General features: G+C 74.9%; 19 protein-coding genes. 9 read left to right on the forward strand and 10 right to left on the reverse strand.

All coding sequences use genetic code 11. The features are described 5' to 3' along the window. The first annotated feature begins 294 nt into the window (after nt 1–294). From FKN01_RS14955 to FKN01_RS14970, 4 genes are read left to right on the forward strand one after another with little or no spacing between them, the layout of a single operon-like run. The gene (locus FKN01_RS14955; protein ID WP_185992847.1) at nt 295–3474 is read left to right on the forward strand and encodes a DUF11 domain-containing protein; all 3180 of its coding nucleotides are present in this window, start codon (nt 295–297) and stop codon (nt 3472–3474) included. Then, entirely contained in the window at nt 3471–4184 is a 714-nt protein-coding gene (locus FKN01_RS14960) for a DUF4255 domain-containing protein (RefSeq protein WP_143620515.1), read from the forward strand. The genes FKN01_RS14955 and FKN01_RS14960 overlap by 4 nt, the downstream gene beginning before the upstream one ends. After that, nucleotides 4181–6316, forward strand: a complete 2136-nt coding sequence (locus FKN01_RS14965) for an ATP-binding protein (protein ID WP_143620517.1) — start codon at nt 4181–4183, stop codon at nt 6314–6316. Before FKN01_RS14960 ends, FKN01_RS14965 begins: the two co-directional genes overlap by 4 nt. Then, nucleotides 6313–6891, forward strand: coding sequence for a DUF1707 domain-containing protein (locus FKN01_RS14970; RefSeq protein WP_143620519.1), 579 nt, complete (start codon nt 6313–6315; stop codon nt 6889–6891). Before FKN01_RS14965 ends, FKN01_RS14970 begins: the two co-directional genes overlap by 4 nt. A 6-nt stretch (nt 6892–6897) precedes the next feature. Here FKN01_RS14970 and FKN01_RS14975 read toward each other — a convergent pair whose 3' ends face one another. Then, a complete protein-coding gene (locus FKN01_RS14975) occupies nt 6898–7680 on the reverse strand; it encodes a thioesterase family protein (protein ID WP_143620521.1) in 783 nt (260 codons plus the stop codon). Between the two features lie 174 nt (nt 7681–7854). Here FKN01_RS14975 and FKN01_RS14980 point away from each other — a divergent pair, with 174 nt between their 5' ends. Further along, a complete protein-coding gene (locus FKN01_RS14980) occupies nt 7855–9045 on the forward strand; it encodes an NAD(P)/FAD-dependent oxidoreductase (RefSeq protein ID WP_143620523.1) in 1191 nt (396 codons plus the stop codon). A 3-nt stretch (nt 9046–9048) separates the two neighbouring features. Here FKN01_RS14980 and FKN01_RS14985 read toward each other — a convergent pair whose 3' ends face one another. The 3 genes from FKN01_RS14985 to FKN01_RS14995 form a co-directional block, all read right to left on the reverse strand. After that, a complete protein-coding gene (locus FKN01_RS14985; RefSeq protein WP_260696888.1) occupies nt 9049–9930 on the reverse strand; it encodes a hypothetical protein in 882 nt (293 codons plus the stop codon). Nucleotides 9931–9959: 29 nt separating this feature from the next. After that, on the reverse strand, nt 9960–11279 hold the full coding sequence (locus tag FKN01_RS14990) for an MFS transporter (protein WP_143620525.1): 1320 nt from the start codon (nt 11277–11279) through the stop codon (nt 9960–9962). A gap of 97 nt (nt 11280–11376) precedes the next feature. Beyond that, entirely contained in the window at nt 11377–12654 is a 1278-nt protein-coding gene (locus tag FKN01_RS14995; RefSeq protein ID WP_143620527.1) for an MFS transporter, read from the reverse strand. 103 nt (nt 12655–12757) lie between these two features. On the opposite strand from FKN01_RS14995, the gene FKN01_RS15000 reads away from it, so the two are divergent. After that, the gene (locus FKN01_RS15000; protein WP_143620529.1) at nt 12758–13750 is read left to right on the forward strand and encodes a GlxA family transcriptional regulator; all 993 of its coding nucleotides are present in this window, start codon (nt 12758–12760) and stop codon (nt 13748–13750) included. On the opposite strand, the gene FKN01_RS15005 is transcribed toward FKN01_RS15000, so the two are convergent. The 3 genes from FKN01_RS15005 to FKN01_RS15015 form a co-directional block, all read right to left on the reverse strand. Then, complete coding sequence (locus FKN01_RS15005; protein ID WP_143620531.1) at nt 13747–14214, reverse strand: ATP-binding protein; 468 nt, start codon at nt 14212–14214, stop codon at nt 13747–13749. The two genes, FKN01_RS15000 and FKN01_RS15005, sit on opposite strands and share 4 nt — an antisense overlap. A gap of 394 nt (nt 14215–14608) precedes the next feature. Then, nucleotides 14609–15130: an EF-hand domain-containing protein gene (locus FKN01_RS15010; RefSeq protein WP_143620533.1), complete on the reverse strand. Its 522-nt coding sequence runs from the start codon at nt 15128–15130 to the stop codon at nt 14609–14611. Nucleotides 15131–15223: 93 nt separating this feature from the next. Further along, nucleotides 15224–15598, reverse strand: coding sequence for an STAS domain-containing protein (locus tag FKN01_RS15015; RefSeq protein WP_143620535.1), 375 nt, complete (start codon nt 15596–15598; stop codon nt 15224–15226). Between the two features lie 238 nt (nt 15599–15836). On the opposite strand from FKN01_RS15015, the gene FKN01_RS15020 reads away from it, so the two are divergent. Continuing rightward, on the forward strand, nt 15837–16415 hold the full coding sequence (locus FKN01_RS15020; protein ID WP_143620537.1) for an RNA polymerase sigma factor: 579 nt from the start codon (nt 15837–15839) through the stop codon (nt 16413–16415). Then, nucleotides 16412–17635 carry a zf-HC2 domain-containing protein gene (locus tag FKN01_RS15025; RefSeq protein WP_143620539.1) on the forward strand — a complete coding sequence of 408 codons (1224 nt, stop codon included), beginning with the start codon at nt 16412–16414 and terminating at the stop codon, nt 17633–17635. The genes FKN01_RS15020 and FKN01_RS15025 overlap by 4 nt, the downstream gene beginning before the upstream one ends. Before the next feature lie 18 nt (nt 17636–17653). Here the strand turns inward: FKN01_RS15025 and purU are convergent, their stop codons facing one another. Together purU and FKN01_RS15035 are read right to left on the reverse strand one after the other, a co-directional pair. Further along, the gene (gene purU, locus FKN01_RS15030) at nt 17654–18523 is read right to left on the reverse strand and encodes a formyltetrahydrofolate deformylase (protein ID WP_143620541.1); all 870 of its coding nucleotides are present in this window, start codon (nt 18521–18523) and stop codon (nt 17654–17656) included. A gap of 28 nt (nt 18524–18551) precedes the next feature. Beyond that, nucleotides 18552–18989 (reverse strand): SCO4402 family protein, encoded by a 438-nt coding sequence (locus FKN01_RS15035; RefSeq protein ID WP_260696889.1) that lies wholly within the window; start codon nt 18987–18989, stop codon nt 18552–18554. Between the two features lie 183 nt (nt 18990–19172). On the opposite strand from FKN01_RS15035, the gene FKN01_RS15045 reads away from it, so the two are divergent. After that, entirely contained in the window at nt 19173–20453 is a 1281-nt protein-coding gene (locus FKN01_RS15045) for an ABC transporter substrate-binding protein (RefSeq protein ID WP_143620547.1), read from the forward strand. Nucleotides 20454–20492: 39 nt separating this feature from the next. Here the strand turns inward: FKN01_RS15045 and FKN01_RS15050 are convergent, their stop codons facing one another. Continuing rightward, nucleotides 20493–22004: a hypothetical protein gene (locus tag FKN01_RS15050; RefSeq protein WP_143620632.1), complete on the reverse strand. Its 1512-nt coding sequence runs from the start codon at nt 22002–22004 to the stop codon at nt 20493–20495. Nucleotides 22005–22049 lie beyond the last annotated feature (45 nt).

Here is a 22049-nt window from a genome sequence, read left to right on the forward strand (position 1 = left end):
CGGATACCGCGCACCGGGCACCGGGAGGGCAGCCGCCGTTGCCCCCTCGGTGCCCCGCGCGCGCGGCCCGGCCGCCCGCAGGCTCCAGGGGCCGGTGGCCGGTCTCCCCGGCGGCGGCCGACAGCTGCGCGGAAGCACCGGTTTCACCGGCGCACGACCGCCGCGGAAAGTGGCCGCACGCCCCCAAAGGGCACCCCGCCCTTCCCCGCCCCCGGTACCCCGGGCCCTGTCCCTCAACCCCCTTGGCGGCGATGCTCGTCGTGGAGAACCATCGACCAGACTGTGAGGTGGACCGTGGGCGGTCCTGCTGGCCCGGCGAGAGGTGCCCGGCTGCGCCGGCTCGGCGGTGCGGTGGTGCTGCTGGCGCCGTTGCTGGTGGCGGGCTCCGTGTCCGCCCCGCAGGGCGCCCAGCCGGCCGCCGCCGCGTCGAAGGCGGTGACCGACACCGGGCGGATCGCCTTCGCCGGTACGGGGCACCGCAGCCTCGGCGAGGTCTCGTCCGAGAAGGCCACCGAGGACCTGTTCGAGGCCGACGGGCCGGCCCACTACGACCAGGACGCCTACGGACGCGGCGACGCGCTCGTCTTCACCAGCCTCCGGGACGAGGCGCGCCCCCAGGTCTACCTGCGCGACGCGGGCGGCAATGTGCTGCGGCTGACCACCGGCATGGACGCCGCGCACCCCGAACTCTCCCCGGACGGGAAGACCGTGGTGTTCGACTCGCCCGGAGAGGGAGGCCACCGGGACCTGTGGTCGGTGAGCACCGACGGGGTCGGGGAACCGGTGCAGCTGACGAAGACCACGGCCGAGGAGACGTCCCCGACGCTCTCGCCGGACGGCACCCGCATCGCGTACGCGAGCAACGGCGGCCCGGAGGCCGGCACGCAGATCTACGCCCGCGACCTGGACGGCGGCACGGAGACGTGCCTGAGCGACAGCGCCGAGGGCGACGCGGACGAGCCCGAGTGGAATCCCGTCGACGACGGCACCCACGGCTCCCTCGTCGTCTACACGCTGCACGTCGAGCCGGCCTCCGCCACGGACACCGGGCACCGGCTGCGGGTCGCCACCGACGGGGCCGGGGCCGCCCGGCCCGTGCTCACCGGTCTCGGCGAGGACTGGGGCTCCCGCTCACCGGCCTGGCTGCCCGACGGCGAGGGCCTGCTCTTCCTCAGCCCCAACACGGACTGCGGCTGCTCCGTCTACGACCACGTCTACCGGATCGGGTCCCTCGACGACCCGGCCCCGCACATGCTGCTCGACGAGGACCGCGAGGTGGCGACCCCGGCGGTCCTCGGCCCCCGGGACTCCTGGTCCGCGGTCGTCACCCGCAGGACCACGAAGGACGCCGCCCTCGTCACGCTCCAGGACATGCGGCAGGACGGTTCCGACCCCCGCGACCTGCGGATCGACGTCCTGCGCGAGGACCCCGCGGCCCGCACGAACACCAGCGACGACCCCGCCGTCGACCCGCTGTTCCACCCGGGCCAGGGCTACGACCCCTGGACCGAGCGGCAGACGTACACGCCCGACGGCCGCGCCATCGCGGTCACCCGCTTCGAGACGATCGACGGGCAGCGGGTCCAGCGGATCTGGCTCACCGACACGGACGGGAAGCAGCCGTCGCCGATGAAGCTGGACGGGCGCGGCCCCCGGGACCGCGACACCGACCCGTCGTTCTCGCCGGACGGCACCCGGCTCGCCTTCACCCGGTCCACGCCCGGCGCGAACGGCGGCTGGAGCAGCCGGGTGCTGATCGCGGACGTGGCCTCCGGGCGGATCACCGGCGAAGTGGTCCCGCCCGAGGACGAGCTCACCGGTGCCGACGCGCAGCCCGCCTGGTCCTCGGACGGCACCCTGCTGGCGTTCACCCGCGCCGAGGTCATCCGGGGCCTCGGCGGCATCAAGCACGTCTGGACCGCCCCGGTGAAGGCGCTGGAGCGGCAGGAGGACCTGAGCCTGCTCGGCGGCTGCCCCGGCGAGTGCAAGGTCATCGACGACAGCCCCGCGTTCTCGCCGGACGGGAAGTCCGTCGCCTTCAACCGCAAGGACCGGGCCGACCAGATCAACCAGCGCGCCAGCGTCGTCGTCGTCGCGCCGGACGGGGACGACTGCCGGGTCGTGCTGCCGGCCGGCCGGCGCGACGACCCCACCGCGTGCGCGGCGCAGATCCCGGACGTCGAGACGACCGGCCCGTACCAGCCGCGTGACGTGGCCTGGTCGCCGGACGCCTCCCGGCTGGTCCTCAGCCACCGCCGGGGCCGGGCGCCCAACTCCCCGGAGCAGCTGTCCCAACTCGACCTCGCCACCGGCACCCTGACCCCGCTCACCTCCAAGCTGCCCGGACGCCAGAAGGAGCCCGCGTTCCAGCAGCAGGTGGACCTGGCCGTCACCGCGCCGCCCACCGCGCCCACCGTGGAGACCGGCTCCCCGGTGTCCGTCACGGTCACGGTCACCAACAACGGCCCGGCCCCCTCCCCCGGCACCACACTGGTCGCCGACCTCCCGCCGGGCGTCCGCCTGGACGGCATGACCACCCCCGAGGGCCCCTGCGCCACCACGTCACCGGCCTGCGACCTCGGCGTGCTCGCGCCCGGCGCGAAGGTGGCGGTCACCGTGCGGCTCATCGGCGTCACCGACGGGCCCTGGCAGCTGGGCTGGTCGGTCAACGGATCGGTCGTGGACCCGAACCCCACGGACAACGCCACCGGCACGGCCGTACGGGTCCGCACCACGCCCGCCGTGCCCGGCCCGCCGCCCTCCGGACCGGCCACCCCGCCCAAGCTGCCGCCCCCGGCCGCGCAGCCGCCCGCGCTGCCGCCCGCACCGGAGGCCGGTCCCGGGGTCGTCGTCCGCGCGCAGCCCAGCCCCGGCTACGTCGGCGGCCGGGTCGTGGTGACGTACACCGTCCGCAACGGCGAGAACGCCCTGGCCACCGGCCTCCGGCTGCGGCTCGGGCTGCCGGCCCGCGTCCCCGTGGCCGCGCTCCCGGCGGGCTGCACCGGCGGGGTGTGCGCGCTGCCCGACCTGGCGCCGGGCGCCTCCTCGGTCCTGCGGGTGGTGCTCGCCCCGGACCGCGCCCTGCGGACCACGGTCACCGGCACGCTGACGACCACCGGCACCGACGCCGACCGGGGCGACAACGTCTCGCGCGTCCCGCTGCGCATCCTGCAGCCCCGGATCGTCTCGGTGCCGGAGATCGGCAAGCCCGGGTTCGTCACCTCGGTGCGCGGCAAGGACTTCCCGCCCGGGGTGCCCGTGAAACTGGCCTGGAAGCCGGGGATCACGGCCGCCGCCGCGCCCACCCTGCCCGGCCGGGACGGCACGTTCATCGCCCAGCTCCTGATCGTGGTCAAGGACCGGACCGGGCCGCGCACGATCACCGCCTCCGGCCCCGGTTTCTCGCCGGTGAGCACGGACTTCCTCGTGGTGACGGGCAATCTGGTGCCGCCGGACGAGATGGGGCGCCGGTGATCCACGAGGTGGACGAGGCGCTGCGGCTGCTGCTGGTGGACGCGGGCCTTGAGGACAGCGGCGTCGACCTGGTCTTCGACGCCCCGACGAAGGACTGGTCCGCCCGCCGCAACGCGCCCACGGTGAGCGTCTTCCTGTACGGCATCCGCGAGGACGCGACGCGCCGGCGCAGCGGCACGTCCGAGGAGTACGACGCCGAGGGCCTGGTCACCGGCCGCCGCGAGCCCCCGCGCTGGTTCGAGCTGACGTATCTGGTGACGGCCTGGACCAACCGCCCCCAGGACGAACACCGCCTGCTCTCCGAGGTCCTGCGCTGCCTGATCCGCACCCGCGCGCTGCCCGCCCGCACCCTGACGGGCAGCCTCGCCGAGCTGGGTCTCACGGTCGAGATGGAGACCGCGTCGGCGGGCTCCGGCGACCGCCCCTCCACGGTGGACGTCTGGTCCGCGCTGGGCGGCGAGCTGAAGGCCGCGATCGACGTACGCGTCTGGGCCCCGCTCTCCGGCGAGGTGGAGCCGGCCGGGCCGCCGGTCACGGAGGGCCTGCTCATCCGCACGGCCGCCGCCGTGGACGGCGAGGCGACGGAACCGGGGCGCCGGCTGCGGTACGCGGACGGCGCGACGGACCCGGCGGGCGAGGGCTTCGCGGCCGAGCGGGAACGGCGACTGCCGCCGGGGCGGCGCAGGCGCGGGGGCGGGGTGCTCCGGTGACCACCGCTCAGCGGCTCTCCGCCGCGGACACCGCTCTCGCCGAGCTCTGGGAGCGGCTCGGGCACGTCGAGCGGCGCGTACGGGCCGCCGTCGCGCTGCGGCACGCGGACGACCCCGCGCCGGACGATCCGTTGCGGGGGCAGTATCTGACGCCCGCCGGCGCCGAGCGCCTCCTGGACGCGCGCGACGCGTTCCTCCCCGTGCCGGACCTCGGCCCCGGCGCGCCCGCCGAGCGCGGGCGGATCGCGGAGCTGGCCGATCGGTTCGGGCTGACCGGGCCGGACGTCGACCTCCTGCTCGTCGCCCTGGCCCCGGACATCGACGCACGGTTCGAGCGGCTGTACGGGTATCTCAACGACGACCTGACCCGGCGCCGCGCCACGATCGGCCTGGCGCTCGAACTGTGCGGGCTGCCCTGCGCGGGCCCCGGCCGGTTCCGGTTCGCGCCGTCCGCGCCGCTCGTCGCGGCCGGGCTGGTGGAGGTGCTGGAGACCGAACGCCCCCTGCTGTCCCGGGTGCTGCGCGTCCCGGACCGGATCACCGCGCATCTGCTCGGCGACGACGAGGTGGACGCCCGGGCGCACGGGCTGGTCCGGGTGGCGGAACCGGACGACGAGCCGCTCGACGTCCCGGTCACCCGGCGCGTCGCGGAGGTGGCGGCCACCGGGAGCGGGTTCACGCATCTGCTGGACCGGGGCGGCGACCCGGCCCGTCTCGCCGTCGGGGCGCTCGCCGCGTCCGGGCTGCGCCCGCTCGTCGTGGACCCGGCCGCCCTGGCGGCGGCGCCCGAACCGGAGCGGGCCGTCCGGATGCTGGCCACCGAGGCGCGGCTGAGCGGCGGCGGGCTCGTCCTCGGCCCGCTGGAGCGGCTGGCGCCGGAGCAGCCCAAGGGCGCCGCGCTCGTCGGGGCGCTGGTCGCGGCGGTCGGCGGCGGCTCGCCGTTGCTCGTGTACGGGCGGAAGCACTGGGACCCGTTGTGGGCCGGGGAGAGCCCGGTGACGGTCCCGGTCCCGCCGCCGGACCCGGCGGACGCGGTACGGCGGTGGCGCACCGCGCTCACCGGGGCCGGGGCCGCCGCCGGGCTCGCCGCCGGGACGGAGGAGGCCGACGCCCTGCTCGCGGACGCCACCCGGGCGTACCGGCTGGACTCCGGCCAGATCCGCCGGGCCGCCGGTGTGGCCGCCCGGCTGGCCGCGCAGCAGGGCCGCCCGGTGGAGGCCGCCGACCTGCGGACGGCCGTCCGGGCGCAGAACGGCGCGGGGCTCGCCCGTCTCGCCCGGCGCATCGAGCCGACCGTAGGCTGGGACGACCTCGTGCTGCCGCCGGCGACCCGCCGCCAGCTCTCGGACCTGGCCCTGCGCGCCCGCCACCGCGACCAGGTGCTCGGGCGGTGGCGGATGCGGCCGGGCGGGGGCCGGGGGCGGGGCATCGTCGCGCTGTTCGCCGGGGAGTCCGGGACGGGCAAGACCATGTCGGCGGAGGTCGTCGCGGCGGACCTGGGCATGGAGCTGTACGTGGTCGACCTGTCGTCGGTGGTCGACAAGTACGTCGGGGAGACCGAGAAGAACCTGGAACGGATCTTCGTGGAGGCGTCCGAGGTCAACGCGGTGCTGCTGTTCGACGAGGCGGACGCCGTCTTCGGGAAGCGCTCGCAGGTCAAGGACGCCCAGGACCGGCACGCGAACGTGGAGTCGGCGTACCTCCTGCAGCGCGTCGAGTCCTTCGACGGCATCGCCGTACTCACCACCAATCTGCGGGCCAACCTGGACGAGGCGTTCACCCGGCGCCTGGACGTGGTGGCCGATTTCCCCGTGCCGGACGCGCGGCAGCGGCTCGCGCTGTGGGAACGCTGCCTGGGCACGGAGATCCCGCGCGCCCCCGACCTCGACCTGCCGACCTGCGCGGACCGGTTCGAGCTGACGGGCGGCTCGATCCGGGCGTGTGCGGTGACCGCCGCGTACCAGGCGGCGGAGTCGGGCCGTCCGCTGGACACGGAGCAGTTGGTCGGGGCGGTGCTCGGGGAGTACCGGAAGCTCGGACGGCTGGTCCTGGAGAGCGAGTTCGGCCCGTGGCTGGAGCGTACGAGGCGGCGCGGCCAGGGCGCGTCCGGCTCCGTATCATCAGGCGCATGACTGCCGAGCCCGCACGTTCCACCGACCGTCTGCGCGCGTCCGATGCCGACCGCGAGGCGGTGGTGGAGCAGCTGCGGGAAGCGGCGGCGGAGGGGCGGATCGACATGGAGGAGCTGGACGAACGGCTCAACCTGGCCCTCACCGCCAAGACCTACGGCGAACTCGCGCCGATCACCGAGGACTTGGGCGGCCCGGCCGTGCGGTCCACGGCCGAGCCGCTGGTCCTGCGCGGCGGCATCCACGGGGTGCAGCGCAAGGGCGCCTGGCAGGTCCCGTCGCGCGTCCTCGTGCACGGGGGCATCGGCGGCGCCCTGCTCGACTTCAGCGGGGCCGAGTGCCGGGTGCGCGAGGTGGAGATCGAGGTCGAGGGCCAGATGGGCGGGGTCCGGATCGTGGTGCCGGACGGCTGGGGCGTGGACACGGACGCGCTGGACCCGGCGCTCGGCGGCCTGAAGTCGAAGGTCACGGGCGAACGGACGCCGGGCGCCCCCTTGTTGCGGATCACCGGCTCCTGCGGCGTGGGCGGCGTCCGCATCCGCCGCCCGGGCCTGCGCGAACGCCGCAGGAAGCGCTGACGCCGCTCAGAGCGGCCGGACGGTGAGGATCTGCTCCGCCCGGCCGACCGGCCCGTTCACGTCGTGCAGGACCGTGCTGGTGAGGCCCTGGCCGGTGGGGCCGAAGACGACGGAGGTGTCCAGGCCGGTCCAGCGCCCCTCGGGCTGCCGGTGCAGATGGATCGTCAGGTCCACATTGGGGAACATCCACTCGGTGGGCCGCTCGCGCACGGCGATGCCGTTGGCGGTGTCCACGAGCGCCACGTACGAGGCCAGCGGCCCGGCGGTCTCCCCCGCGACCAGGTCGAGCGGGGTGGAGATCCAGGCCGTCGTGCGGCCGGGCAGCGGCGGGGCGAGCGGGCGGACGTCGAGCGACGCGATGTAGCCGCCGGGCCAGAGGTCGGCCATCGGCCAGGGGGCGAGCGCCTCGGGCGGGGTGAGCCGGTCGTCCTCGCCGTCGGCGACCCCGGCCGTGTCGACGGGGGCGAGCGACCAGGCCCTGGCCCGCACGACCGGGCGGCCCGCGATCAGGGCGACGGCCTCCACCAACTCGATGGTGCGGCCCGGGCGGAGGGTCTCGACGCGGATCTCGCACTCGTCCAGGGCGAGCCGGCCGAGGATGTCGAAGCTGATCCGGGACAGCAGCAGCCGCTCGCCGGGCCGCTGGGCGAGGTGCCGCTCGACGGCGTGGACGAGGAGCCCGCCGAACGGGCTGAAGTGCACCTCGTCCGTGCTCCACGCACCGCTCGCGTGGGCGGTCGGCTTGTAGCGGTGGGCGTCGATGCGCTCGTAGTAGCTGCCGGTGTTCAACGGATGCTTCCCTCACGGCCGTACGGATCGGGCACCGACAGCCTGCCACCGGGGGCGTTCCGGCCGGCGCGCGGGTACCGCACCCCCGCACTCGCGTTCGAGCGTGATCAATTCGCAATCGATTCCGATCTTGACCGAGACCCATCAAGGAGTCACGCGATTACGCTCCGATGCATGCCCGACAGCGCACCCACCGCCGGCAGCACCTCCCCGGCCCCCACCGACCTCACCGAGGACCGCCCCGTCTACGTCATCGGCGGCGGCCCGGGCGGACTGGCCGCGGCGGCCTGCCTGCGCGCGCGGGGCGTCCGGGCGGTCGTGCTGGAGAAGTCCGGGGCCGTCGGCGCCTCTTGGCGCGGCCACTACGACCGGCTGCACCTGCACACCACCCGGCGCTGGTCCGCGCTGCCCGGGCTGCCGATGCCGAGGAGGTTCGGCCGCTGGGTGGCCCGCGACGACGTCGTGCGGTACCTGGAGAAGTACGCCGAGCACCACGAGCTGGAAGTGATCACCGGCGTCGAGGTCTCCCGGATCGACCGCGCGGCGGACGGCACCGGCTGGCGGCTGAGCGCGAGCGGGGGCCGCGAGCTGACCGGCCGCGCCGTCGTCGTCGCCACCGGCTTCAACCACACCCCGCGGCTGCCGGACTGGCCCGGCCGCGAGACGTTCACCGGGGAGCTGCTGCACGCCTCCGACTACCGCTCCCCGGCCCCCTACGCGGGCAAGGACGTCCTGGTCGTCGGCGTCGGCAACACGGGCGCGGAGATCGCCGTGGACCTCGTGGAGGGCGGCGCCTCGCGCGTACGGCTCGCGGTGCGCACCGTCCCGCACATCGTGCGCCGCTCCACGGCGGGCTGGCCCGCGCAGGCGACCGGCATCCTGGTCCGCCGGCTGCCCGTCGCCCTGGTGGACCGGGCCGGCCGCCTGATGGCGCGGGCGGCCGTGCCGGACCTGTCGGCGCACGGGCTGCCCCGCCCCGGCACCGGGCTGTACTCCCGCGTCAAGGAGGGCGCGATCCCGGTCCAGGACGTCGGCCTGATCGACGCGGTGAAGCGCGGCCGGGTGCGGCCCGTGGCGGCCGTCGAGTCGTTCGACCAGGACGCGGTGGTCCTCGCGGACGGCACCCGGGTCACCCCGGAGGCCGTGATCGCCGCGACCGGCTACCACCGCGCCCTCGAACCCCTGGTCGGCCACCTCGGCGTGCTGGACGCCCGGGGCCGCCCGCTGGTCCACGGCCCCCGCACCCCCAAGCAGGCCCCCGGCCTCTACTTCACCGGCTTCACCAACCCCATCAGCGGCATGCTCCGCGAACTCGCCCGCGACGCCGAACGGATCGCGAAGCGGGTCGCCCGGAGGGCGCGCTGAGGGTCAGCGGGTGAGGGTGTACCAGTGCGGGTCGTCCACCTCGCCGTAGTCGTGGTTCAGCTTCGGGTGCTCCGGCGTACCGCTGATCCGCCAGTCGAACGAGCAGTCCGTGACCTCGGTCAGCACGAGCTGGTCCCAGGCGGTGGGGCCGTCGGGCTCCGACGACCAGGTGCCCACGCCCGTGCAGTCGGACCGGAGGCCCTCCGCGCGGGCCGTTCCGTCGGCGGACAGCCGCAGGGTGCCACCGTGCCCGTCCGACCAGGTGCCCACCAGCCGGGCCGCGTCGGCCTTCGGCGGGCGGTACTCGGTGACCGCCCCGGTCGCGTACGCGGCACCGCCGATGGCGGCCACCGCCACCGCCGCCAGCGCCCCGTAACCGAGGACGCGCAGGAGCCGCCGCCCACGCAGGGCGGCGTCCCGCGCGAGGAGCGCGGCCCCGGTCAGCAGCGCCGCACCGGTCAGCCAGAGCAGGACCGACGCACCGGCTCCCGGCCGCCACCACGCACCGACGACCGCCGCGACCGCGCTCATCGCCGCCACCGCGACGACCGGCACCCACCACCAGGTGTCCGGCCCGGTCGTCCGGGCGCTCACCCAGCGAGCCGCGGACACCGTCGGCAGCGTCAGCAGGAGAGTCACCAGCACTGCGAAGGGGCCTCCGAAACACAGCAGCAGCGGCAGCACGAGCAGCGCCCTCGCGGGGCCGTCCGGCGGCGTGGGCGCGTCCATGGCCAACTCCGCGAACCCGTACACCTCGAAGGCGAGCACCGTACCCACGCACACCGCGACCGCCCCGGTCGCGATCGCCCGCCCCGTCCAGACATTCGGCGGCCCGTCCGCCACCTCGGCCCGTCCGGGTGCGTACCACGCGGTGTTCGTCGACATCAGAGCCCCCTCCCGCACTCATTCTGGCCCTACACCGCCGGCGCCGCCCCCTCGGGGCCCCGCACGCGCCGGATCACCAGGACCATCAGCGCCGCCACCGCGCACAGCGCCCCCGCCGCGTACCAGACGACGTCGTACGTGCCGAAGTAGTCGCGCGCCACCCCGCCGAGGAAGGCGACCAGCGCGGCGCCCACCTGGTGCGAGGCGAGGACCCAGCCGAAGACGATCGCGCTGTCCTCCCCGTACTGCTCCCGGCACAGGGCCAGGGTCGGCGGGACGGTGGCGACCCAGTCCAGGCCGTAGAAGACGATGAAGAAGACCATCGGCGGCTCCACGGTGGCCTGCATCAGGAGCGGCAGGAACAGCAGCGAGACGCCGCGCAGCGCGTAGTACACCGCGAGCAGCCGGCGCGCGTCGAAGCGGTCGGTGAGCCAGCCGGAGAAGACCGTGCCGATGATGTCGAAGATCCCGATGACCGCGAGGAGCGACGCGGCGGTCGTGATCGGCATGTGGTGGTCGTGCGCCGAGGGCACGAAGTGCGTACGGATCAGGCCGTTGGTGGAAGCGCCGCAGATCGCGAAGGACCCGGCCAGCAGCCAGAACGGCCCCGTGCGCGCCGCGTCGAACAGCACCCGGACGGCCCGGCCCGCCGCCCCGCGCGCGGGCTCCGGCTTCTCGGTGTACTCCCCGCCGTACGGGGCGAGGCCCACGTCGGCCGGGTGGTCGCGCATCAGCAGCCACACGAACGGGACGACGACCAGGGCCGCGAGCGCCACGGTCACCGACGCGGGACGCCAGCCGTGCTCGTCCACGATCCACGCGCAGAGCGGCAGGAAGACCAGCTGCCCGGAGGCCCCGGCGGCGGTGAGGATTCCGGTGACCAGGCCGCGCCGGGCGGTGAACCAGCGGTTGGTCACGGTCGCGGAGAAGGCCAGCGCCATCGATCCGGTGCCGAGGCCGACCAGGACGCCCCAGTAGAGCATCAGCTGCCAGGCGGCCGTCATCCACACACTGGCCAGCGCCCCGGCCGCGACCGCGCTCAGCGCCACGGCCACCACCCGGCGGATGCCGAACCGGTCCATCAGCGCGGCGGCGAACGGCGCGGTGAGCCCGTAGAGCGCCATGTCGATGGAGACGGCCAGCCCGATCTGCCCGCGCGACCAGCCGAAGTCGTCCTGGAGCGGGTCGAAGAGCAGACCGGGCAGGGAGTTGAAGGCGGCCCCGCCGATGATCGTCACGAAGGTGACGGCGGCGACGATCCACGCACGGTGGATACGCCACCGGCGCGGCCCGCCGGGGGCGTTCGGCTGCGGGGCGACGGGGACGGCGCTCTCTGTTGTCGGATTCACCCGCCCAGCATCCGGGCGCGGCACCGCCCCTCACGAGTGGCCCGAGGGACATGCTTCGCAAGAATCGGGCCACCACCCGGCCGGCCCCCGCCCCGCGTCAGCCGATCCGTTCCAGGCGGCGGATCGGGCGGGCCGCGAGGAGGACGCCGACCGCCAGGACGTTGACCACCGCACCCGCGAACAGCACCTCCGGGGCCCCGAGTTCGTCCGCGAGCGGGCCCGCCAGCGCCCGGCCCGCCGCCACCATGAGCAGCGACCCCGCGACGTCGTAGGCGTGCAGCCGGTTCAGCGATTCGGGCGGCACGTGGGTCTGGACCGTCGTCGACCACATCACCAGCCAGAACGCGGAGGCCGCGCCGGCCACGAACTGCCCCGCGCCCAGGGCCGGGACGGAGAGGCCGAGGCCCAGCACCACGAGGTTCGCGCAGACGCCGGTGAGCGCGACGGCGCCCGCGGCGAGGGGGCGGCGGGGGCGCAGGCGCAGGGCGAGCAGGCCGCCGACGACGCTGCCCGCGCCGTTCACCGCCATCATCGCGCCGTACGTGCCCGAGCCGTGCGCCTCGGTGACGCGGACGGCGGTGAGCGGGAGCATCGGGCCGAGCACGGCGAAGCCGTACACCGTCCAGACGGCGATGACCCCCCAGAGCCAGCTGCGCGCGGTGAACTCGCGCCAGCCGTCCACGAGTTCGGCGAGGAACGAGCCGCGCGGCGCCTCGTCCGAGGGGGCCGGGGCCAGCCGGAGCAGGAAGAGACACGCCCCGGAGACCAGGAAGGTGGAGGCGTTGGCCGCGTAGACCGCGCCGGCGCTCGCCAGGCCGACCAGGACGCCCGCGAAGGCGGGGCCCGCCATGGTCATCAGCGCCTCGGAGACGCGCAGCACGGCGTTGGCGCGCTGCACGTCCGGGGCGACGCGCGGCACGGTGGAGGCGACGCCCGGCTGGAACAGGGCCGCGCCGACACCGGCCACCGAGCTCAGCGCGTACACCGCCCACAGCGGCGGGTTGCCGGTCGCGAAGGACACGGCGAGCACCGAGGCGCCGACCAGGCGCAGCGCGTCGGCGATGATCATCATGCGGCGCGGGGTGAACCGGTCCGCGAGGACCCCGCCGAAGAGGACGAACACGGCGAGCGGGCCCATCCAGCAGGCCAGCGCGTAACCGACCGAGGAGGCCGGCCGGCCGGCGCCGAGGAGCCCCGCGGTGAGGGCGACGGGGATCATGCCGTCGCCGAAGACGGCGGCGGTGCGGGCGACGAAGAACAGCCTGAAGTTGCGGTTCCAGAGCTGCCCGCCGGGCTCCTCGGACAACGGCGGCAGGGGCGGAAGAGGGGACGGGCCACCGAGGGCGGCCTGGGGGTCCGCGGCGGGAATGCGCACGGGGTCTGCTGACTTTTCCTTCACACCGGGAACATGTATCAGCTTATGGTCTATACCAGCTAGGGGCTTTGCGCCGGCCCCGGCCGGCCGAAGGGAGTCCGCTGTGCCGCACCGGGTCGTCGTTCTCGCCCTCGACGGGCTGCTGCCCTTCGAACTGGGCATTCCCCAGCGGATTTTCGGGCGCTCGCTCGGTTCCGAGCCGCTGAACCGGGGCCGGAAGCTGTACGAGGTCGTGACCTGCTCGGCCCGGCCGCCCGGCCCCGTGCGCACCGACGCGGACTTCACGATCCTCGTGGAACACGGCCCGGAGGCCCTCGCCACGGCGGACACGGTCGTCGTCCCGGCCAGTTACGAGCTGGGCCCCGTCTACACCGAAGGGCGGCTGACCGACGAGCTGGCCGCCGCGTTCGCGTACGTGCGGCCGGGCACCCGCATGGTCTCCATCTGCACCGGCGGCTACGTCCTGGCCGCCGCCGGCTACCTCGACGGGCGCCCCGCCACCACGCACTGGGCCTCCGCCGACCACTTCCAGCGGCTCTTCCCCGCCGTGCGGGTCGACCCGGACGTCCTGTTCATCGACGACGGCGACGTGCTGACCTCCGCCGGGGTCGCCGCCGGGATCGACCTCTGCCTGCACATGGTGCGGCGCGACCACGGGACCGCCGTCGCCAACGACGTCGCCCGGCGCACGGTCGTGCCGCCGCACCGGGACGGGGGCCAGGCGCAGTACATCCAGCGGCCGGTGCCGGACACCCAGTTCGCCACGACGACGACCGCGCGGGCCTGGGCGCTGGCCCGGCTGGAGCGGCCGATCCTGCTGCGGGACATGGCCCAGCAGGAGTCGATGAGCGTACGGACGTTCACCCGGCGGTTCCGCGAGGAGGTCGGCGTCAGCCCCGTGCAGTGGCTCACCCAGCAGCGCGTGGAGCTGGCGCGCCGGCTCCTGGAGTCCACGGACCTGTCCATCGACCAGGTCGCCCGGGACGCCGGCTTCGGCACCTCCACGTCACTGCGGCAGCACCTCCAGGCGGCGCTGGGCGTCTCACCGACGGTCTACCGCCGCACCTTCCGCTCGACGGCGGGCAGGAGTGCCTAGGGGACCGCGGGCTCGGCGCCGTGGGCGCCCGGCTGGAGCCGGCCCTGGATCAGCGGGACGCTGCGGTCCACCTCGCACCAGATCCGCTTGCCCGCGCCCTCCGGCTGCCAGCCCCAGCGGTCGGCGAGGCCGTCGACCAGCTCCAGGCCCCGGCCGCCGGTGTCCTCACCCCGTGCGTGCCGCTGCTGCGGCGGGCGGCAGCTGGCGTCGGCCACCTCGACGCGCACGGTCCCGGCGGCACCCGGGGTGCCCGAAGGGCCGAAGAGCATGCGCAGCACGGCCGGACAGCCGGTGTGCACGACCGCGTTGGTGACCAGCTCCGAGATGAGCAGGACCAGGGTCTCGGCCAGCGGCTCGTCCTCTGCGACGCCGGAGCCGGCGAGCCGTGAGCGCGCCCATCTGCGGGCCCGTCCGACCTCCGCGGGGTCGGGCCCGACCTCCAACTGAACCTGAAGCACCTGCACCGCTCACACCATCCGAACCGGCGGACACATCGCCTCGCGCCTCCACAGGGTCACGGAACGTGATTCCCTTGCACGACAGCATGGTTGACGTACAGTCACCGCAACAAGCGCTTCGGGCATATTCCAGCGCGAAGGAGTACGCGTGGTGCATACTGTGCGACGCACATTGCGGGGAGTCGAACAGCACCGCGCCCGGACCCGACGCGCCGCACCGGCCGCGTCCGGACCGACAGGTTCCAGAACCACTCGCATCCCACGGAGGGTACCCGAGGCGGGCGCCGACTCCACGCCGTGACGATTGACGCGGAACACCCGAGCCGGTATCGGTGACCGGCGGTCGCGCTGCGTCACGCCCAGGGGCGCGGTGCCCCGACCGGGCGCCCCGGGCCGCGGCCTAGTCCGGTTCGATCACGGTGACGTAGGCCGCCAGCGCGGCGACCACGTCCTCCTCGACGACGCCGCCGTCCCGGTCCGTGTCCAGGCTCTGGGCGGCGAGGGCCGCCGCGTCCGGGCCGGCGCCGAGGACCTTCAGGGCCCGCTCCACGGCCGGCACCGGGGTCCTGCCGTCGCCGGACGGCCCCGCCGCCACCGCGAGCGCCGCGCGCAGGAACGGGCGGGCGATCTCCCCGAACCGCTCCGGGTTGTCGCGCAGCCGCTTCACCGCGCCGCCCGTGAACTCCTCCCGGGTGACGCGCTGGTCCCCGTCCACATCGGCGATGCCCGCCATGCCCTGCCAGAACGCCTCGGCGCCGTTGTAGAGCGCCTGGCCCTTGTCGCAGCGGGCCGTCGTACCGAACTCGGTGAGCAGACGGGCCGCGGCGGCGTTGAAATCCGCGCGATCGATGTATCCGTTGCCGTCCTGGTCGAAGGCGGCGAAGCGGAAGGCGATCTTGCGCTCATACTCTGCGCTGTCCATGCGGGGAGCGTACGACGCCTTCAGGCGTCACGTGTCACTTACGCGGCTCAGCCCTGTGACGGCTCCGTAAGCGCCGGTGCGGCGGCGACGGTTTCAGGCCGTCAGCGGCTCGGCTTCCTCGTCCACGGCCGCGTCCCGGTCCGGGTAGACCTCGAACAAGCGGCGCACGCCGAGGGCGGCGAGCACGCGGTTGACGTGGGAGCCCTCCTCCGCGCCCCGGGCGGGCAGGATCAGCCGCAGGCGGCCCCCGCAGGACCGCATCAGGCGGCGCAGGGCGATGAGCACCCCGACGCCGCTGGAATCGCAGAACCGGACGCCGGACAGGTCCAGCACCACGTCGTGGCGGCCCATGGCCACCACCTCGTGGACGGACTGGCGGACGGTGGCCGAAGTGAGCAGGTCCAGTTCGCCGCCGATGCGCAGCACGGTCCACCCGCCCCGCTCGGTCTCCGAGACTTTCAGGGTCACGCGACTGGGCCTCTCGTTCCGGGGATTTCCGGGGCAGCCCGATGATCCGGAAGTTTGCGTTCCTCCCAGGGCGGCTGCCCCCGCACGTCCCTCGCGAAACACCCGTCTCGCAAAGAGGGCGCGTTCCCGGGACGTTCTTGTCGTAAAGGGGCGTGCGTCCCGGGAGGCGGGGACTACATTCGGACAGGACGAGTGGTACAGCGACGCACAGGTCCGACGGCAGAGGGCTGGGGGGCAGATGGCCGAAAAAGCACCACCCCGCTGGGACCGCAGGATGCAGCAGCGGCTGTCGCGCGGCGAGGCCGCCGCTCTCGGCGAGATGTACGACCGGTTCGCCGCCCTCGTGCACAGCCAGGCCAACCGGATGCTGGACGACGAGGACGCCGCCGGGGTGGTCACCCGCGAGGTCTTCGGCTACGTCTGGGAGAACCCGGACATGTACGACCCGAAGCAGGGCTCCATGCGGGCCTGGCTGGCCTTCCTCACGCACCGCGCGTCCGTGCGCCGGCTGCGCGGCGGGGCGGACGGCGTGGACCGCGACGGCCCCGACGATCCGGGCGCCCTGGACGAGCGGGTCCGCCGGGCCACCGCCGCGGCCCGGGCCGACTACATCGTCGCCTCCATGCCCGCGCCGCTGCGGGCCGCCCTGGAGCTGGCGTACGCGCAGCGCCGCGACTACCGGCAGGCCGCGGCGGACCTCGGCGTCACGGAGGACGAGGCGCGGCGCCGGCTGCGGCTCGGGCTGCAGCTCCTGTCCACCGCCCGGACCCACCCGGCCGAGGGCGCCCCGCCGCCCGGATACGGGAGAGCGCTGTGAGCGGCGACCGGGACGGGGAGGGCCCCGACGAGGGGCGCGGCGCCCGGCGCTTGCCGGGCCCCAGGGCCGCCGCGGACGACTTCGGCGACCTGGGCCGCCTGGCGCCGGAGGCCGCCCCCGTCCCGGTCCTCCCCCACCGCGTGCTGCAGGCCCTCCTGGGCGCCTGGGCGCTCGCCGCGTGCTCCGCCGAGGAGACCGAGGCCGTCGGCGCGCACCTCGCCGAGTGCGCGCCCTGTGCCGAGGAGGCGCTGCGGTTGCGGGACGCGGTCGGGCTGCTGCACACCGACCGGAGTCTGGACCTCGATCCGCTGCTGCGGGCCCGGGTGCTGGAGAGCTGCCTCGCCCGGCGCCCCGCGAAGGTCCCGGTGCCCGACTGGGCCGCCCCGTACGACGCCGAGACGGCGCGGCTCGACGCGCTGCTGCGGGACATCGGCGCCGCCGAGTGGCACGCCCCGGTGCGGCTTCAGTGGTTCGAGGACGACCGGCAGGCGGGCCGCCGGACCACCGTCGCCGGGGTGATCGGGCACCTGATGAGCGTGGACGGCCTGGTGGGCGCCGCGCTGGGGCTCGACGACCCGCTCCCGGACGCCCCGCTCACGCCGGCCGCCCGCACCGAGGCCTACTGGTCGTCCGCCCGGCGCCCGCTCACCCGCGCGGTCCGTGAGCCGTGGCGCGAGCAGAGCCACACGCTGATCCGGACCGCGTCGTTCGCGCGGAGCGGGGCGGCGGAGCTGTCCGTGCCCTACGGGGACCTCGCGCTGCCGTTGCGGGACGCGATGCTCGACCGGGCCTTCGAGTGCTGGGTGCACGCCCGGGACATCGCGAAGGCGGTGGACTACCCCTACGAGCCGCCGGCCGCCGGACATCTGCACCGGATGATCGACCTGGCGGTCCGGATGCTGCCGGGGGCGCTGGCGGTACGGCGCCGGGCGGGGCTCGCCGGGCCGGGCGGGCGGCTGGTGTCGGCCGGGTCCCCGGGGCGTTCGCTGCACCTGGAGATCGAGGGCTCGGGCGGCGGCGACTGGTACATCGCGCTGGACTCCCCCGCCGCCCTCGGGTCCGCCGAGCACGCGGTGGCGCAGATCGCGCTGGACGGCGTGGAGTTCTGCCGGCTGGTGGCGGGGCACGTGCCGCCCGTGGAGGCGGCGGCCGGGCAGCACGGGGACCGCGAGGCGATCCGCGACGTGCTGTTCGCCGCCGCCTCGCTCAGCCGGCTGTAGCCCGGCCCCGTACGGCGCTCAGTCGAAGACGACCGTGCGGCGGCCGTTCAGCAGGATGCGGCGTTCCGCGTGCCACTTCACCGCGCGGGCCAGGGCCTGGCACTCCACGTCCCGGCCGATGGCGACGAGCTGGTCGGGGGTGACGCCGTGGCCGACGCGCTCGACCTCCTGCTCGATGATCGGGCCCTCGTCGAGGTCGGCGGTGACGTAGTGGGCGGTGGCGCCGATGAGCTTCACGCCGCGCGCGTGCGCCTGGTGGTAGGGCTTGGCGCCCTTGAAGCTCGGCAGGAAGGAGTGGTGGATGTTGATGATCCGGCCGCTGAGCTGCTTGCACAGGTCGTCCGAGAGGACCTGCATGTAGCGGGCCAGGACGACCAGCTCCACGTTCTCCTCGCGGACCAGCTCCAGCAGCTCCGCCTCGGCCTGCGGCTTGTTGTCGCGGGTCACCGGGATGTGCCGGAAGGGCACGCCGTACGAGGCGACGAGCTCGGCGAAGTCCGGGTGGTTGGAGACGACGGCGGCGATCTCGACCGGCAGCGCGCCGATCCGGGACCGGAAGAGCAGGTCGTTGAGGCAGTGGCCGAACTTGCTGACCATCAGCACGATCCGCATGCGCTCCGAGGCGCGGTGGATCTGCCAGTCCATGGCGAACGAGTCACCGATCGCGGCGAAGCTGGCCCGCAGCTTGTCGACGGTGACCGGGGTGCCCGCCGAGAAGTGGACGCGCATGAAGAACAGGCCGGTGTCGTGGTCACCGAACTGCTGGCTGTCCTCGATGTTGCAGCCGGTCATGAAGAGGTAGCTCGACACGGCGTGCACGATGCCCTGTTTGTCCGGGCAGGACAGCGTGAGGACGTACTGGTCGGGAGCGGGCTGCGGCGCGGTCATCCCCGTAGCGTGCCACAACCACGCCCGGTCAGGCGGTCCTGGTCAGAATGCGGAGGACGTCCAGGGAGCGCGGCGGCGCCTCCGGGTCCTCGCCGTCGTTGCCGGCGAGCAGCACGTGCGCCTCGCGGGCCGCCGCGACGGCCTCCGGCCAGCCGGGGTGCTCCAGGTAGACGGAGACCGGGGCGTCCGCTCCGACCTGGTGCAGGATGCGCAGCACCCGGAGCACGGCGGCGTCCACGAGGGCGGCCTCGGTGGCGTCCCGGAAGATCGTGCCGACGTACTTCTCGGCGGACCAGTTGTCGAGCCAGGTGTCCTCGACCAGGCGGTACACGGCGTCGGTGACGTCGCCGTACCCCTCGCGGCCGGCCAGCCAGCAGTCGCGGTGGAAGACGGGGTCGGAGAGCATGTGCAGCGCCGAGCGCACGTTGCTGCGCCAGCGCCACCACGGAAGGTCGTTGAGCGGCATGCCGCCCATGGTGGAGGAGCGACGGCCGCGACGGGAAGAGTTCTCGGAACCTTGCTGCACGGTTGTCGATCGTACGTTCCCCTTCCGGCGCCCGGGACCGGCCCCTGGCGTTCACGGTGACGTCACCAGCCGTTGCCCGCCGCCCACCACGGTGTTACCCGGGGCGGGGAAGGGTCTGGGTCCATGACCGGACGGCGACGCCCCTTCCCTTCCCGCTCCTTCGGACTGCTCACCGGCGCGGTGACGGCCGGGGCCATGCTGCTGTCCGGCTGCGGCGCGCTCCCTGGGGGATCGGGGGACTCCAGGGAGCCCGTCACCGTCATGACCTGGGCACCCAGCGGCGCCTCGGCGCCGGACGCCGACAACATGGCGGGGATGACCGCCATGGCGCAGGCGTACGGGCGCTGGATCAACGCGCGGGGCGGGATCGACGGGCACGAGCTGCGCGTCGTCACCTGTGACGAACAGGACGCCTCGACCGGGGCGGGGGACTGCGCCCGCAAGGCCGTCGAGGAGAAGGCGGTCGCGGTCGTCGGCTCGTACAGCCGGCACGGGCGGGCGTACATGGCCCCGCTGGAGGTCGCCGGAATCCCGTACATCGGCGGTTACGGCGCCTCCGAGGAGGAGTTCCGCAGCTATGCGTCCTACCCGGTGAACGGCGGCCAGTCCGCGTTGCTCGCCGGGACCGCCGAGCAGCTGTCACACGACTGCGACCGGGTCTCGCTGGTGCGCCCGGACACGCTGACCGGTGACAGCCAGGCCTGGCTGCTGCGCACCGGCCTCAAGGGCGCCGGGCGGCCCGCGCCGCTCGACATACCGGCCGCCGAGGGCGCCACCTCCTACGACGCGGAAGCGGAACGCGCGCTCTCCGGGGCGGGCGCGGCCGGCGGCTGCGTGACGTCCGTGCTGGGCGACCGCACGGGGACCTTCTTCGACTCGTTCCGGCGGCTCGAACCGAAGGACGCCACCGTGCGCGTGGCCTCGGTGCTCGGCAGCGTGGGCCAGCCGCTCATCGACCGCACCGGCGGCCGGGACAGCCCGTTCGAGGGGGCGTACGTCACCGGCTGGTACCCGCCCCCGGGCGATGCCAGGTGGAAGCCGATGCGGGAGGTGATCCGCGCGTACGCGTTCGGTGACAACCGGATCGACCCGGACGACACGGGCGTGCAGACCACGTGGATCGCGTACACCGCGCTGAAGTCGGTCATCGAGTCGATGCACGAGTCCGAGATCACCGCGGCGAAGCTCACCCGGGCCCTCGGCAAGGGCGCCCGCGCCGACACCGGGGGCCTGACACCCACCCTGCGCTGGCGCTACCAGGACATGATCGGCTCGCGGTCGTACCCGCGTGTCGTCAACAGCAAGGTGACGTTCCAGGTGGTGCGCGACGGGCGGCTCGTCGCCGCGCGGAAGGACTTCGTGGACGTCACGGAGACCATGGCCGAGGCCAGCGCGACCCGCTGAACCGGCACGGGCGCGCCGCGCCGGTCCGGCGGGCCCCGCTCAGAGCGCGGTCGCCTGGCGTGTCGTCAGGCCGTACTTCTGGGCGATCTTGTTCCACAGCTCGGCCGCCTCCCGCTTCGCCTTGCTGGCCTCGCCGCTCTTCACGGTCGCCTGCTGGGTGTGCGAGGTGGTCTTGGCGTGCCCGTGCTTGCAGACCTTCTTGCTCTTGGCCTGCACCGCCCAGGCGGCGTAGTGGTCGTCGGCGGACGCGGACGCCTGCCAGGCCGTGGTGAGCGCGGCGGTCAGCCGGTCGTGGTCGGGCAGCTTGTCGACGGCGAGCGCCTGGAGCCGGGTGACCAGTTCGCGGCGCTGCTTGGCGGCGCCCTTGAGGTCGGAGACGGCCGTGTCCAGGTCGCTGCAGGACTTGGTCTTCTCGACCGCCCCGATCACCGCCGCGCGGCTGTTGTTGCTGTCCGCGAGGAGCTTGTCCAACTCCTCGGCCTGCGGCTTCGCCGGGTCGGCGGGGGGCTGCTCCTGCTCCCCGGACGGCTCACCGGCGGCCGGTGAACTCGCGGAGGCCACCGGCTGCTTGGCGTCCTTGTCGTCGTCGCCGCCGCTCATCAGGGCGCCGGCGCCCAGACCGATCACCGCGCAGCCGACCACGACGGCCGCGATCAGCGGCACCGCGCCGGACTTCTTGCGCCGCCCGCCGTCGCCCCCGTCCTGCCCCGGCCCGTCCTGGGGGCCGCTGTACGGGGGCGGCTGCTGGAAGCCCTGCTGCGGCGGCGGGCCCGCCTGGTACGGCTGCCGCGGGGGGCTCTGCTGGTACGGGGGCTGCTGCTGGGCCGGGTCGAACCGGGGCATCTGCTGCGTCGCGCCCTCGGGCTCGTCGCTGCGGAAGAGGTTGTCGAACTCGGCGGGGGGCTGCCGCTCGCCGGGCGCCCCGGGCCGGATGCCGTACGGGGCGCCGCCGGGCACCGGGGGGAGGTACTGGGTCGCCTCGGCGTCCCCGCCGCCGCCCTGCGGGGCCTGCGCGGCCCGGCCCAGGAACCGCGTGGACTCCGCGGGGCTCTCCGGCGGCAGCCCGCCGGGCGCGGGACCACCGGGTATCGGCGCGATGTACTGCGTGGCGTCGGCGTCCCCGCCCGGGAACCGCGTGGACTCCGCAGGGCGTGCCGGCGGCAGTCCGCCGGGCGCGGGACCGCCCGGTATCGGCGCGATGTACTGCGTGGCGTCGGCGTCCCCGCCCGGGGCCGCCCCGGGCCCGGCCTCGGGCGGCAGCGGCTGCGCGTACGGCTGGGGCTGCGCGGGCGGCTGCTGTGCGGGCGGCAGGGGCGCGGCGCCCTGCTGCGGCCCGTACGCGGCGCCCTGGTCCCGGCCGTAGCCGCCGGGCTGCTGCCCGTAGGCCCCCTGGTGCGGGCCCTGCTGGTACGGCTGCTGCTGCCCGTACGCGCCCTGCCCACCGCCGTCCTGCGGGCCCCACTCCTGTCCCCACGGCCGGCCACCGGCCGGGGCCGCCCGGTCCGCCGCTCTCCCCGGCGTCCAGGGCTCGCCGCCGTCCGAGGGCAGCACGACACCCTCGTGCGCGGGTCGTACAGCAGGGTGCTGCTGCTCGTC

The organism is Streptomyces sp. 130 (assembly GCF_007096885.1).
Lineage (GTDB): Bacteria > Actinomycetota > Actinomycetes > Streptomycetales > Streptomycetaceae > Streptomyces.